The 14,064-nt window shown below is 63.0% G+C and carries 10 protein-coding genes; 7 read left to right on the top strand and 3 right to left on the bottom strand.

The features are described from left to right. Positions 1–24 precede the first annotated feature (24 nt). Together cueA and cueR are read left to right on the top strand one after the other, a co-directional pair. Positions 25–2,418 carry a copper resistance metal-translocating P1-type ATPase CueA gene (cueA, locus tag AC0Z4S_RS26100; RefSeq protein ID WP_485625073.1) on the top strand — a complete coding sequence of 798 codons (2,394 nt, stop codon included), beginning with the start codon at positions 25–27 and terminating at the stop codon, positions 2,416–2,418. Further along, positions 2,415–2,828 (top strand): Cu(I)-responsive transcriptional regulator, encoded by a 414-nt coding sequence (gene cueR, locus AC0Z4S_RS26095; protein WP_016771827.1) that lies wholly within the window; start codon positions 2,415–2,417, stop codon positions 2,826–2,828. The genes cueA and cueR overlap by 4 nt, the downstream gene beginning before the upstream one ends. Here cueR and AC0Z4S_RS26090 read toward each other — a convergent pair. The 3 genes from AC0Z4S_RS26090 to AC0Z4S_RS26080 form a co-directional block, all read right to left on the bottom strand. Continuing rightward, a complete protein-coding gene (locus tag AC0Z4S_RS26090; protein ID WP_485625072.1) occupies positions 2,782–3,990 on the bottom strand; it encodes an MFS transporter in 1,209 nt (402 codons plus the stop codon). The genes cueR and AC0Z4S_RS26090 overlap by 47 nt on opposite strands. Before the next feature lie 166 nt (positions 3,991–4,156). After that, the gene (locus AC0Z4S_RS26085) at positions 4,157–5,053 is read right to left on the bottom strand and encodes a PA4780 family RIO1-like protein kinase (RefSeq protein WP_016771829.1); all 897 of its coding nucleotides are present in this window, start codon (positions 5,051–5,053) and stop codon (positions 4,157–4,159) included. A 441-nt stretch (positions 5,054–5,494) separates the two neighbouring features. Further along, positions 5,495–6,772, bottom strand: a complete 1,278-nt coding sequence (locus AC0Z4S_RS26080; RefSeq protein WP_485625071.1) for an acetyl-CoA C-acetyltransferase — start codon at positions 6,770–6,772, stop codon at positions 5,495–5,497. A 281-nt stretch (positions 6,773–7,053) separates the two neighbouring features. Here AC0Z4S_RS26080 and AC0Z4S_RS26075 point away from each other — a divergent pair, with 281 nt between their 5' ends. From AC0Z4S_RS26075 to AC0Z4S_RS26055, 5 genes are all read left to right on the top strand, one after another. Further along, positions 7,054–8,406, top strand: a complete 1,353-nt coding sequence (locus tag AC0Z4S_RS26075; RefSeq protein ID WP_485625070.1) for a 3-oxoacyl-ACP reductase — start codon at positions 7,054–7,056, stop codon at positions 8,404–8,406. 2 nt (positions 8,407–8,408) lie between these two features. Next, the gene (locus tag AC0Z4S_RS26070) at positions 8,409–9,263 is read left to right on the top strand and encodes a MaoC family dehydratase (RefSeq protein WP_485625069.1); all 855 of its coding nucleotides are present in this window, start codon (positions 8,409–8,411) and stop codon (positions 9,261–9,263) included. A 303-nt stretch (positions 9,264–9,566) separates the two neighbouring features. Beyond that, on the top strand, positions 9,567–11,147 hold the full coding sequence (locus AC0Z4S_RS26065; protein WP_485625068.1) for a collagen-like triple helix repeat-containing protein: 1,581 nt from the start codon (positions 9,567–9,569) through the stop codon (positions 11,145–11,147). 134 nt (positions 11,148–11,281) lie between these two features. Beyond that, positions 11,282–12,952 (top strand): ShlB/FhaC/HecB family hemolysin secretion/activation protein, encoded by a 1,671-nt coding sequence (locus tag AC0Z4S_RS26060; RefSeq protein ID WP_485625067.1) that lies wholly within the window; start codon positions 11,282–11,284, stop codon positions 12,950–12,952. A gap of 520 nt (positions 12,953–13,472) precedes the next feature. Further along, on the top strand, positions 13,473–13,835 hold the full coding sequence (locus tag AC0Z4S_RS26055; RefSeq protein ID WP_016771835.1) for a DUF6124 family protein: 363 nt from the start codon (positions 13,473–13,475) through the stop codon (positions 13,833–13,835). Positions 13,836–14,064: the final 229 nt, after the last annotated feature.

The following is a 14,064-nucleotide window of genomic DNA, read 5'->3' as shown; positions in this document are numbered from 1 at the left end:
CATCCACTACAGGGAGCGCGACCGATGTCCGAATCCACCACTTTCGATCTGCCGATTGCCGGCATGACCTGCGCCAGTTGCGCCGGGCGTGTCGAGCGAGCCCTGCGCAAGGTCAGCGGCGCCAGCGCCGTCAGCGTCAACCTCGCCACCGAGCAGGCGCGGGTGCAGGCGCCCGGCGACAGCCTGCCGGCGCTGATGCAAGCCGTGGAGCTAGCCGGTTACAGCGTGCCCCGGCAAACCCTCGAGCTGAGCATCGACGGCATGACCTGTGCTTCTTGCGTCGGTCGCGTCGAACGTGCCCTGAGCAAAGTCGCCGGCGTGAACAGTGTCAGCGTCAATCTGGCCAACGAACGTGCGCATATCGAACTGCTCGGCCAGGTCGATGCACAAACCCTGCTCGATGCGGTGAGCAAGGCCGGTTATTCGGCCAGCGTCTGGCAAGCCGAGCGGGCGCAATCCGATGACCAGCAAAAACGTCTGCACCGTGAGCGCTGGGCATTGATCTGCGCGATCGCCCTCGCCCTGCCGCTGGTGCTGCCGATGTTGCTGCAGCCGTTCGGCATTCACTGGATGCTCCCGGCCTGGGCGCAGTTCGCCCTCGCCACACCCGTGCAATTCATCTTCGGCGCACGCTTTTATGTCGCGGCGTGGAAAGCCGTGCGCGCCGGCGCCGGCAATATGGACCTGCTCGTCGCCCTCGGCACCAGCGCCGGTTATGGGCTGAGCGTGTATGAATGGGCGACGGCCACCGGACGCATGCCGCATCTGTACTTCGAAGCCTCGGCCGTGGTCATCGCCCTGGTATTGCTCGGCAAATACCTTGAGAGCCGCGCCAAACGCCAGACCGCCAGCGCCATCCGTGCCCTTGAAGCACTGCGGCCCGAGCGTGCAATTCAAGTGGTCGATGGCCGTGAGCAGGACGTCGCGATCAGCGCCCTGCGCCTCGACGATCTGGTGCTGGTCAAACCCGGCGAACGCTTCCCGGTGGATGGCGAAGTCGTCGAAGGCCAGAGCCACGCCGACGAAGCGCTGATCAGCGGCGAAAGCCTGCCAGTGCCGAAACAACCAGGCGACAAGGTCACCGGCGGCGCGATCAATGGCGAGGGTCGTTTGCTGGTGCGCACCCAGGCGCTTGGCGCGGAAACGGTGCTGGCGCGGATCATTCGTCTGGTCGAGGACGCGCAAGCGGCGAAAGCGCCGATCCAGAAACTGGTGGACAAGGTCAGCCAGATTTTCGTGCCGACCGTGTTGCTGATCGCCCTGGCCACGCTGATCGGCTGGTGGCTGTACGGCGCACCGCTGGAAACCGCGCTGATCAATGCCGTCGCCGTGCTGGTGATCGCCTGCCCGTGCGCCCTCGGCCTCGCCACCCCGACGGCGATCATGGCCGGTACCGGCGTCGCCGCGCGCCACGGCATTCTGATCAAGGACGCCGAAGCGCTGGAACGCGCCCATGAAGTCAGCACGGTGGTATTCGACAAGACCGGCACGCTGACCTCGGGGACACCGCGTATTGCCCACTTCAGCGCGGTCGATGGCGACGAAAACAATCTGCTGACACTGGCCGGTGCCTTGCAGCGCGGCAGCGAGCATCCCTTGGCCAAAGCAGTGCTCGATGCAGCGGCGGAACGCGGCTTGAACGTGCCCGATGTCAGCGACAGCCAGGCGCTGACCGGACGCGGCATCGCCGGCACGCTTGATGGCCGGCGCTTGGCGCTGGGCAATCGGCGGATGCTCGACGAAAGCGCTTTGAGTCCCGGTGACTTGAGCACATCCGCCGAGGCTTGGGAAAGCGAAGGCAGCACATTGTCGTGGTTGATTGAGCAAAGTCCTGAACTGAAGGTGCTGGGTCTGTTCGCCTTCGGTGACACGCTGAAACCCGGCGCCCTGCAAGCGGTGCAACAACTCGCCGCGCGGGACATCCACAGCCACCTGCTGACCGGCGACAACCGTGGCAGCGCGCGCGTGGTGGCCGAAGCGCTGGGCATCCGCAATGTTCACGCCGAAGTGCTGCCGGCGGACAAGGCCGCGACCGTCGCCGAACTGAAGAAAACCGGTGTGGTCGCGATGGTCGGCGACGGCATCAACGACGCCCCGGCCCTCGCCGCCGCAGACATCGGCATCGCCATGGGCGGCGGCACCGATGTCGCCATGCATGCAGCCGGCATCACCTTGATGCGCGGCGACCCGCGACTGGTGCCGGCGGCGCTGGAGATCAGCCGCAAGACCTACGCGAAGATTCGTCAGAACCTGTTCTGGGCCTTTGTCTACAACCTGATCGGCATTCCGTTGGCGGTATTCGGCTTCCTCAATCCGGTGCTGGCCGGTGCGGCGATGGCGCTGTCGAGCGTCAGCGTGGTGAGCAATGCGCTACTGTTGAAAACCTGGAAACCCGAGGACCTGGAGGAACACCGATGAACATCGGCCAAGCAGCCCGGCAGAGTGGCCTGAGTGCAAAAATGATTCGCTATTACGAGTCGATCGGCCTGCTCAAAGCGGCCAATCGCACCGACAGTGGTTATCGAGTCTATGGCAGCGATGACCTGCACACGCTGGCGTTCATCAAGCGCTCGCGGGATCTGGGCTTTTCCCTGGAGGAGGTCGGCAAGCTGCTGACCCTCTGGCAGGATCGCCAGCGCGCGAGCGCCGATGTGAAGGCACTGGCGCGCCAGCACATCGACGAGTTGAACCAGAAGATCCGCGAGCTCGGCGAGTTGCGCGACACCCTGCAGGATCTGGTCGAGCACTGCAGCGGTGATCACCGCCCGGATTGCCCGATCCTCAAGGAACTGGCGTCGGGCTGCTGCGCGCAACCCGCTCGCGCCTGATCCGCAACAGCGTCACCCCGCACAGGGTGCCGAGGGGAATGCCGTGGAACAGCATGACCACGGCCCCCGGCGTCCACCACGCATAGAACGGCGCAGCGACCAGCATGCCGATGCCGAAACCGGTCATCTGCAGCAAGGTCAGCACGCTGAAAATCGGCAGGCGCAAAGCCGCAGGTTCCCGTTGCAGCCGTGACAGCAAGCTCACTTCGGAAACGCCATCGCCCAGTCCCGCCGGCAAGGCGAACAGCAGCAGTCCCAAGAGACTGTGCTGCTGGAACATCAGAATGAAACCGCAGGACATCAGCGCCACACCGCAGAAAAACCTGCGTTCGAGATGGCCGTTCTCCGAGCCCTTCAGATGACCGGCGATGCGCGCGCCGAGCAGTTTGCCGCTGGCCCATACCGCAAGCGCCAGGCCCAACGTCGTGCTGGCCGCGTCCGGGGTGAGCAGTTTCGCAATGATCGGGAAGCCAACGTTATGCGCAGCACTGCCCAAGGTATCCGCCATGGTGACGGCGAGCATCGCCGCGACCACCGGCGCCGAGCGCAGGCCTTGGCGCAGCGCAAACCATTCGCCGCGTTCCGGCTGTTCGCTGATGTCTGCTTTCTCGAAACGCAATGGCACGATCAGCAGCGCGGCGAGGAGATAGGTCAACGCGTTGAGGGCGAAAACCGTTTCGAAACCGAAAGCGGCCACCAGCAAACCCGACACCAGACTGCCGCCAACCATCGCGGCTGAAGAGGCTGAGGTGATCCAGGCGTTGGCCTTGAGCAGTTGCGCCGGATCGATCAAGCGCGGCAACTGGCTGTTGAGGCCGATGGCGAACATTGAATTGCCCAGGCCAAGGCCGAATGCAATGAACGGCAACAGCCATGTCTGCTGATTCGCCGGTGTGACCAACAGCAGCCCCAGCAGTGCCGCGCGCAACAGATCGAAAGCAACCAGCGGCGCGCGGCCCTGCCAGCGCCGGTAGAAACGTGTGCCGATCAGACTGGCGACAATCCCGCCACCGACGCGGCTGGCGAGGAAGATGCCGACACTCATGGCGCTGTTGCTCAGCAGATAAACGTAAGTGGCCAGCGCGACCATGTTGAGGAAGGCGCCGAAATCGGAGATCAGCCGGGCGCTGACGATCAGGTGGGTGTTGCGCGGGGTACTCACATACGGTCCTTGTAGGAGCTGCCGAAGGCTGCGATCTTTTGATCTGCCCTTTAAAAGCAACAGCAAAGATCGCAGCCTTCGGCAGCTCCTACAAGGGCATGCTCGCGTTTGCGGAAAAAGCGCAGGCACAAAAAACCCGGCCGAAGCCGGGTTTCTCGTCAAGCGATCACTGCATCCACGGCGGTGGAGGCGGTTCTTCGGGTTTGCCTTTCGGCGCGTCGTCTGCCGCGCGAATGGCTTGCTTGCGTTCCTCGTCGAGGCGCGCCGCTTCGATTTCGCGCAGCACCCCGCCGACATCCGCCAGGTCTTCCGGATCGTCGAACTCGCCGGTCAGCACACTGTTCGGGTGCAAGGTGCCGGCTTCGTACAACGCCCACATTTCCTTGGCGTACTTGGTCTTTTTCAACTCCGGCGCGAAACGGCCGAAGTACGAAGCCATGTTGCCAACGTCGCGCTCGAGCATGCTGAACGCATGGTTGTTGCCCGCAGCGTCGACGGCCTGGGGCAGGTCGATGATGACCGGGCCGGTCGGTGTCAGCAGCACGTTGAACTCGGAGAGGTCACCGTGCACCAGACCGGTACACAACATCAGCACGATCTGCGAAATCAGGAACGCGTGATACTCGCGCGCCTGATCCGGCTCCAGCACTACGTCGTTCAGCCGCGGCGCAGCATCGCCGAATTCGTCGGCCACCAGTTCCATCAACAGCACGCCGTCGAGGAAGTCATAGGGTTTCGGCACCCGTACACCGGCGCCGGCCAGACGAAAAAGCGCCGCCACTTCGGCGTTCTGCCATGCGTCTTCGGTTTCTTTGCGACCAAACTTGGAACCCTTCGCCATGGCCCGCGCCTGACGGCTGTTGCGAACCTTGCGGCCTTCCTGATATTCGGCCGCCTGGCGGAAACTGCGTTTATTCGCCTCCTTGTAGACCTTGGCGCAACGCAACTGATTGCCGCAGCGCACTACATAAACAGCTGCCTCTTTGCCACTCATCAGTGGACGCAGCACTTCGTCGACCAGACCGTCCTCGATCAGGGGTTCAATGCGTTTTGGAGTCTTCATCAGCTTTTATTGTGGGTCCTTTATTACCAAACACGCGAATGTCACTCGTTATACGGCAATCCTCGCCCGACGGGGAGGGGTTGCCGACCTGTGAACCTTGAGGATGCACACACTGTGCCGGATCAATCGCGACCAACCCGCAGCGACCGTGGCAAATCATAGCCGAGACCGTGGCATTGATTGGTATCGGCCGGCAAGGGCATTTGCGACAGAATCTGACATGAATGGTGTGACCTGATTGCCCTCACCCCAGCCCTCTCCCAGAGGGAGAGGGGGCCGACCGAGATGTTTCCCGTAAAACATCGACCTGAGAGACCGCAGCGATTATGGCTTGAATCGCAGCTTTGGATTCGGTGAAGGACGCTCAGGTCGGCGTCGATTTCACGCATCCCCCACTCGGTCCCCTCTCCCTTTGGGAGAGGGTTAGGGTGAGGGGCTTTTTCAGCGTTCGATAATGGCCGTGACGCCCTGCCCGCCCGCCGCACAGATCGAGATCAACCCCCGCCCCTTGCCGGCCGCATCCAGCAGTTTGGCCAGATTCGCCACAATCCGCCCGCCGGTCGCGGCAAACGGATGCCCCGCCGCCAAGGAGCTGCCCTTTACGTTGAGCCGACTGCGATCGATCGAACCCAACGGTGCGTCGAGTCCCAAACGGGTTTTGCAATATTCGGGATCTTCCCAGGCCTTGAGCGTGCACAACACCTGCGCGGCGAACGCTTCGTGAATCTCGTAGTAATCGAAATCCTGCAAGGTCAGGCCGTTGCGCGCCAGCAAGCGTGGCACGGCGTACACCGGCGCCATCAGCAGGCCCTCGGCACCGTTGACGAAATCCACCGCCGCCGCTTCGCCGTCGCGCAAATAAGCAAGGATCGGCAAGCCGCGCTCGTTGGCCCATTCCTCAGTGCCGAGCAACACCACCGAAGCGCCATCGGTGAGTGGCGTGGAGTTGCCCGCCGTCAACGTGCCCTTGGCGCTCTTCTCGAACGCCGGTTTCAGCGCGGCGAGTTTTTCCAGGGTCAGGTCCGGACGCAGGTTGTTGTCGCGGGTCAGGCCAAGAAACGGCGTCATCAGATCGCTGTGCCAGCCTTCGCTGTAGGAAGCGGCGAGTTTATGGTGACTTTCGAAGGCGAGTTGATCCTGTTCTTCGCGCGGAATGCTCCAGGTCTGTGCCATCAATTCACAGTGTTCGCCCATCGACAGGCCAGTGCGCGGCTCGCCGTTGCGCGGGAATTCGGGGATCAGATGCCGGGGGCGCAATTGCAGCAGGGTTTTCAGTTTGTTACCGGTGCTCTTCGCGCGGTTGGCCTGCAGAAGAATCCTGCGCAGGCCTTCGCTGACGCTGATCGGCGCGTCGGAGGTGGTGTCGACGCCGCCGGCAATGCCGCAGTCGATCTGGCCGAGCGCGATCTTGTTGGCCACCAGCAGCGCCGCTTCCAGACCCGTGCCGCAGGCTTGCTGAATGTCATAGGCCGGCGTCGCTGGAGACAGGCGCGAACCAAGCACGCACTCGCGGGTCAGGTTCATATCCCGTGACAATTTAAGCACCGCGCCCGTTACCACCTCGCCGATGCGCTGGCCGTGCAGGTTGTAGCGCTCGATCAGGCCTTCCAGCGCGGCCGTCAGCATCGCCTGATTGCTGGCCGTGGCATACGGCCCGTTGGAGCGGGCGAAGGGGATGCGGTTACCGCCGATGATCGCGACGCGGCGCAGCTGAGTCATAAAAGCTCCTGTCAGACTTGCGAATTCACATAGATCCTTTGTAGGAGTGAGCCTGCTCGCGATAGCGGTGTATCAGACTAATGACATGTTTCTGACCCACCGCTATCGCGAGCAGGCTCACTCCTACAAGGGGCCGGTGTTGTTTCTGGATTTGTGTCTGGCTACAAAACCACCGCAGCCAAACTACTCTGCTAAACCAGCGTAGGCCTTAATGCGCCGATCGAACGATTGATTGCCGTGGACAGTCCACACTTTGAACCCCAACTTCTGGAGAGCGTTCCATGTCTGACCGCTATATCGACTTCGCCAACTCATCCTTCGGCCATCGTCTGGTCGGGGCCTTGGGCCTGCCGTCGCCGGTGCGGCTGGAACGCTGGCAAGCGGGGCGTCTGCGGCCGATCGAGGGTGCGCTGTTGATCGGTGGCGGGCCGCTGGCCGAACGGATCAGTGTGTTTGCCAATCGCTTGACCGATGCAATCTACAGCTACGGCACCGAGCCCTCGCTGGCCACCGCATGGATTCCCGGCCACGGGCCGAAACTCAAAGCGGTGGTGTTCGACGCCAGCGATCTGCAGCACACCGACCAGCTCAAGCAGTTGCGCGAATTTTTCCAGCCGCTGATGAAGAATCTCGACCATAGCGCGCATCTGGTGATCCTTGGTCGCGCGCCGGAATCCCTGAGTGATCCGTTCGCCTCCAGCGCACAACGCGCACTCGAAGGCTTCTCGCGCTCGCTGGCCAAGGAACTGCGCGGCGGTGGCACATTGCAGCTGATCTACGTCGGCGAGGGTGCCGAAGATCAACTGGAAGGTCCGCTGCGATTCTTCCTCTCGCCGAAAAGTGCGTTCGTTTCCGGCCAGGTGATTCGCCTGACCGCGTGTGCCACGCCAGTCACTGACTGGACTCGCCCGCTGGCCGGGCGCAAGGCATTGATCACGGGTGCCGCGCGCGGCATTGGCGCGTCGATTGCCGAAACCCTGGCGCGCGATGGCGCCGAGGTGATTCTGCTCGATGTGCCGCCCGCCAAGACCGACCTCGAAGCCCTCGCCGCCCGCCTCGGCGGCCGCGCGATCACCCTCGATATCTGCGCCGATGATGCCGCCACGCAATTGATCGAGCACCTGCCCGACGGCCTCGACATCCTCGTGCACAACGCCGGCATCACCCGCGACAAGACCCTGGCCAACATGACCCCGGAATTCTGGGACGCAGTGCTGGCCGTCAACCTCAATGCGCCGCAAGTGCTGACCAAGGCCCTGCTCGACAGCGGCACCCTGCGCGACAACGCACGCGTGGTCCTGCTCGCCTCGATCAGCGGCATCGCCGGCAATCGCGGGCAGACCAACTACGCGGCAAGCAAGGCTGGCCTGATCGGTCTGGCCCAGGCATGGGCGCCCACGCTGCTGGAACGCGGCATCAGCATCAACGCCGTGGCCCCCGGTTTTATCGAAACCCAGATGACTGCGCACATTCCGTTCGGCTTGCGCGAGGCCGGGCGGCGCATGAGTTCACTGGGCCAGGGCGGCTTGCCGCAAGACGTCGCCGAAGCGGTAGCGTGGCTAGCGCAACCGGGCACGGGCGCGTTCACCGGGCAGGCGCTGCGAGTCTGTGGGCAAAGTGTTCTGGGGGCTTGAGCATGAGCATCGAATGGCAAACGCTGGACCGCGAACCGAGTCTGCCGGCGCTTTATTCGCGGGCGGCGACACGGCGCAAAATCACCGGCACGCAACTGCCCGACAGCGGTCTGCGCTGCTGGGTCGATATCGACGGCAAGCGGCTGGCGGCTTATCGCAAGGTCTGCGGTTTCGTCGATGACGGCCTGCTGCCGCCGACCTATCCACACATCCTTGCCTTCGCCTTGCAGATGCAATTGCTCACGGCCAAGGACTTTCCGTTCCCGCTGCTCGGGCTGATTCACCTGAGCAACCGCATTCGCGTGTTGCGCCCGATGGGGGCTATCAGTCGCGCGCAAGTCAGCGTGCGCGTGCACAACCTGCAGCCGCATGCCAAAGGCGCGACGTTCGATCTGCTCACCACCCTGGACGACCAGCTCGGGCCGCTGTGGGAAGCCGAGAGCCGGATGCTCTGTCGCGGCGTGAAACTCGAGGGCGAGGCGCAGGCTCAGGACTGGGAGCCATCGCAGGATTTGCTCGAAGTGACGCGCTGGACGGCGCCCGCCGATATCGGTCGCCAGTACGCAAAAGTCTCCGGCGACTACAACCCGATCCACCTGAGTGCCGCGAGCGCCAAGCTGTTCGGTTTTCCCACGGCGATCGCGCATGGCTTGTGGAACAAGGCACGCACGCTGGCGGCGCTCTCTGATCACCTGCCCAAAGCCAACCTGGAAATCGCCGTGCACTTTCGCAAACCGGTGCGCCTGCCCAGTGAATTGACGTTGCTGGCGAGCGCAGCGGGCTCCAGCGGCGAATTGCGCCTGGTCGGTGCCGGCGACCTGGAACATATGGTCGGCCAATGGCAACCGATCGCCTGATCTGACGGGGCGGAAAAACCCGTTAATTGTGTATATATCACTTAAGTTTTTCCGCGCCGTGCCCGCCGCTTTGCAAAAAATCGAGCCTTGAATTTCAAGGCTTTTTTTTGCGCGTTTATCACCTGCGTATTAGTCCTTCGGCATTGCGCCGGTCCTTGTATATAAAGGGGTTAATACCAACTTGAGAATGGTGCAAAACCTGCGATCGACTGAGATTACCAGCACGGACGAGGCATCGCCGACGACAGATCGGCGGGCCATCGAAGGCAACGTAACGTTGTGACAGGTGCAGGAATCTCAATCATGAAAACTCAAGTGATGTGGTCCAAATCGGCAATCGCGCTGGCACTGATTCTTTCTGTCGGCCTCGTCGGCTGCAGCAGCGGCGGTGGCGGTCATCGCAGCAGCTCGGGCAGTTCGACAGCGGACGGCACGGCGGGTACCGATGGCAGCGGTGGCGCGGGTGGCGGAGCCGGCGGCGATACTGCCGGCACAGGCGGCGGCACCGGCGGCACCGGTGGCACTGGTGGCACGGGCGAAACCGGCGGCGGCACCGATCCGACCAATCCAACCAATCCAACCAATCCGACAGACCCGACCGATCCCACCAACCCGACCAATCCCGCTGCACCTTCGCTGGTGACCACAACGCTGGTGCAGGACGTCGGCAAAACCGTCAGCGGTGTCGGTGATGGCGTCGGCCAGATCGGTGATTCGCTGAGCACGGTTCCAGTCGCTGGCGGCATCGTGCAAAGCGTGGCCAACACCACGGGCAATGTCGTCAGCACCTTGGGCGATGGCGTGAGCAATGGCATCGGCAAACTGGCTACCGACCCGAAAGGCCTGACCACCACCGTGGCCTCTGTCGGCGGCGTGGTCTCGGATGTCGGTGACGGCGTATCTGACCTCAGCGCCAAATTGAACACTGCAACCAGTAGCGTTCCCGTGGTCGGTGGCGTCGTGACCAAAGTAGTGCCGCTGGTCGATGGTATCGGCGAAAAAGTCACCATGCTCGGCGACACGCTCAACACCACCCTCAGCAACGGCCCGACCAGCCAGTTGACCAACAAGGTCGGCAGCGGCCTGGTGCCGGTGATCGCCATGGTCGAAAGCACCACCGACAAACTCGGCGATGCCACAGGTCTGGGTGATCCGCTCAAAGGCGTGATCTCGAAGGTCGGCGGCACTGTGAACAGCCTTGGCGGCAAAGTCACCGACGCCGGCAACGGCAATGCCCTGACCAACACCCTCGGCGGCGCCCTGAGCAACACCGGCACGGCGGTCGGCAAAGCGGGCGGTCTGGTGTCCAATGGCACTGGCTCAGGTACGGGTGGCATCGGTGGTGGTCTGGGCGGCACCGGCCTGCTGCAAACCGTCGGTGGCGCAGTGGTCAACGTCGGCAGCGGTCTGAATGCCGGCAGCAGCAGCGGCGTGGTCAGTGCTGGCGGCGTCACCGCTGGCGGGCTGGGCAACACAATTGCTTCGATCAACACCGTACTCGGTGGCTCGGGCACCCCGATCACTGCAACCACTGCGCCGCTGGCCAGCGTCGGCGCCGCAGTCGGTGCGGGCCTCAATCCTGTGACCAGCGCGGTCACCACTGTGACTCAACAGGTCGGCGCTGCTACCGGTCTCGGCACTCCGGTGGCAGGCCTCACCGGGCAGGTCGGCGCTGCGGTTGGCAATCTCGGCGGAGCGATTGCCGCAACCAACACTCCGGTCACCACCGCTGTCGGCGGTCTGGTCACCAATGTCGGCGGCACCGTGGCGGCAGTCGGTGGTCTGGTCAACGGCGGCACCAGCACCGGCGGCGGCACGGCAACTGGCGGTCTGGGCGGGGTACTCGGCGGCCTGACCGGCGCGCTGGGCGGCAACAAACGCTAAATTGCACCTGGCCGATTCGACGGCCTTACCTACAGCGCCTACGCTTGGTTGAGGGCGGAAGATTCCCACGAGTCTTCCGCCTTTTTTCTAAGGAAAAACCTGCCCTGTGCTGTGTTCTGACCATGGAGTGTCCTATGCGCGTACTGGCATCCCTGCTGTGCCTGAGCCTCAGTTCCGCTGCCCTCGCCGACACCTTGCCCAGTTTTCTCAACAGCAACGAAACCACCCGCAACCTGCCCGTCCCCAACCTTCCTGCCGACGCCTATCGCCCGAGCGCGGCGCCGCTGCAAGTGCCCGACCCGGGCGCGACCGCCGCGCAGCCACTGTTGATGGAAACCAAGGTCAACCTACAGACCGTGCAGATCGAAGGCGGCACGATCTATCCACTCAACGAACTGGCCGAAGTCTACAAACCATTGATCGGCCGCGAGGCCAGCCTTGCCGAACTGATCGAAGCAACGCGCAACATCACCCGTCGCTATCAGCAGGATGGCTATCTATTGTCCTACGCGTTTCTGCCGCAACAGAACTTCGATGACGGCGTGGCGCGGGTGGTGCTGGTTGAAGGCTACGTGCGCGATATCCAGATGCAGGGCGACATCGGCCGGGTCAAAGGCCTGCTCGACAGACTCGCCGCGAAAATCCAGGCCGAACGCCCGCTGACGCGCAAGACCTTCGAACGCTACACCACGCTGATGAGCCGCATTCCCGGCGTAACGATTCAAGCGCAGGTGCCGCCACCGGGCACCACCGATGGCGCGACCACCCTGGTCGCCCAGGCCAGTCGCAAACCGTTCACCAGCACCCTGAGCACGACCGAAGACAACCGCAACGGCCCGCAGGCACTGCTTGGCGTCAGCAGCAATTCGCAGACATCGATGGGCGAACAATTGAGCCTCAGCGGCCTGTTTCCTCCGGGCGACGACAAAGAGCATTACTACCGTCTCGACTACAGCCAGTTCCTCGACGCCGAAGGCACGCAACTCAACGTCTCGGCCTCGCGTTATCGCGCCGACCCGGACACCGAAGTGCTGGTGGGCGGCGGTGGACGCTTGAGTACCCACCGCGAGAATGATCGCTACTCGATCGGCTTCAGCATGCCCCTGATCGCCTCCGCCAACGAACTGCTGACCGCCGGCTCGCGCCTCTACGCAGTCGACGACAAGACGCGCTACGACGGCGTCAACTTCCCCTTCAGCACCGAGCTGCGCACCGACGTCCGCGCCCTCGCCTTCGAAGGCGACTGGCGCAAGGCCGATGCCCGCCAACTGCGCATCCTCAGCGCCGGCGTCTACCAGGGTTTCGACAGCCTCGGTGCAAACACCAACTACGACGACATCGATCTGGATTTCTTCCGCGTGAGACTGTCCGGCGTGCAGAGCGACAAGTTTCTCGACAACTGGCAAGGCGTGCTCTCGGCGGCGCTGTACTGGAGCGAGGACACCTTGCCCGACAGCGAACGCGCGGTGTTCGGCGGACAGAATTTCGGCCGTGGCTACCCCGACGATCAGGCCTCGGGCGACAAGGGCTGGGGCGTGGCTTACGAGGTCAACTACAGCTTCAACCGCGAGGGCAACTGGGTGCGGATCCTGCAACCCTACGTAGTCGTCGACCGCTCGCGCAGCTGGTTCAACCAACTGCCGGTGCAGGCCAACAACCTGTCATCCACCGCCGTCGGGCTGAGGTTCGGCGATGCCAGGTACTACAACGTCGCGCTGGAAGTGGCGAAGGCGATGTCGGATGAAGCGTTGGACACGTTCAATCGCAAGCCGCGGTACAGCATCAGTTTCAGTTATCAGCTGTAAGAGCCGAGCGGTGTGTCAGTCAGAATTTTTTCAGCTGACACACCGCTTTCGCGAGCAGGCTCGCTCCCACAGATTTTGCAGTGTTCACGACTCTTTAGCACAACCGCCTTCCCTGTGGGAGCGAGCCTGCTCGCGAAAGGGTTCGGCTATTCAACCGATTTATCGCACTGCTTAAACCGTTCGTTTAAACACACGCCTCGTTACCCCGCAACAGCCCACAAATCCTTGCGCCATTACCTACGGCTACGCCAGAATCCGCCGGCTTGTGCGCCTGGGGTGCGGGTTCTATCGTTTGCCTGCCACTGCTCATCAGTGGTCGGGTTTAGTCGCCCGCTTGTCCACGACGCACAGGTTCCTGTCAGCCAGGTATTGCATACCTGCACTTGATGGTGGCTGTGCGCAGGGCGCCTCCGGGCGCGCCGATTTCGTGGCTCATCGGTCGACTAACCTGCGTGCAGCTGCCTCCCTTTCGTTTAGTCGCGAACCGGTTGCGGCCCAACTCCCCAAGGAGACTGAGCCCGTGAAAAAGATAACCCCCGATCCACCCCTTGCCGACCCGACCTTCGCCGACCCGCTCGTCGAAGCGCAAAAGCTCAAGGAAGCCGCCGACCGCGCCATCGATTACTACCTCAACCCCCGCCTCATCAAAGACCCCGCCGCACCGCGCAAACCCAGCACCCTGTTCATCGTCGACCCGGCCGCGGACAACGAAACCCTGCTGGTGCATGCCTGCGAATCACTGGCCTCGGCGAGCATCATGGCCAGCGACCTCGCCGGATTTATCGATGGACCGCAGCGCAACTCCCTGTTGGGAATACAGCAGGTGATCATGCTGGGCGAACTGGCGGTCAACCGCGTACTGGACAGGCTTGTGCCGGAGTGACGGGAAGGAGAGCCTGGGTGCGCTGGTGGTGAGGCAGGCAGAGCGTTGTTGGCTGACTCGCCGCCGTCGCTGGCAGGCCCGCCGCCACAGGATTGATATATACCTGGGAGAAATTGTTGGCTGACAGTGCGCTATCGCGAGCAGGCTCGCTCCCACAGTTTGATCGTGGGTGTTCAGTGAGAAACCGGTCGGCTGGCAGGCCGCCATCGCGAGCAGGCTCACTCCTACA

This window comes from Pseudomonas sp. 1L-B-1-E-C1, assembly GCF_057291835.1.
This window is presented reverse-complemented; position numbering and strand designations above follow the sequence as displayed.

What these genes read in the sequence shown, in the direction of transcription:
- cueA (WP_485625073.1), top strand. Translation starts at nt 25, where the DNA reads ATGTCCGAATCCACCACTTTCGATCTGCCGATTGCCGGCATGACCTGC.
- cueR (WP_016771827.1), top strand. Translation starts at nt 2,415, where the DNA reads ATGAACATCGGCCAAGCAGCCCGGCAGAGTGGCCTGAGTGCAAAAATG.
- AC0Z4S_RS26085 (WP_016771829.1), bottom strand. Translation starts at nt 5,053, where the DNA reads ATGAAGACTCCAAAACGCATTGAACCCCTGATCGAGGACGGTCTGGTC.
- AC0Z4S_RS26080 (WP_485625071.1), bottom strand. Translation starts at nt 6,772, where the DNA reads ATGACTCAGCTGCGCCGCGTCGCGATCATCGGCGGTAACCGCATCCCC.
- AC0Z4S_RS26075 (WP_485625070.1), top strand. Translation starts at nt 7,054, where the DNA reads ATGTCTGACCGCTATATCGACTTCGCCAACTCATCCTTCGGCCATCGT.
- AC0Z4S_RS26070 (WP_485625069.1), top strand. Translation starts at nt 8,409, where the DNA reads ATGAGCATCGAATGGCAAACGCTGGACCGCGAACCGAGTCTGCCGGCG.
- AC0Z4S_RS26065 (WP_485625068.1), top strand. Translation starts at nt 9,567, where the DNA reads ATGAAAACTCAAGTGATGTGGTCCAAATCGGCAATCGCGCTGGCACTG.
- AC0Z4S_RS26060 (WP_485625067.1), top strand. Translation starts at nt 11,282, where the DNA reads ATGCGCGTACTGGCATCCCTGCTGTGCCTGAGCCTCAGTTCCGCTGCC.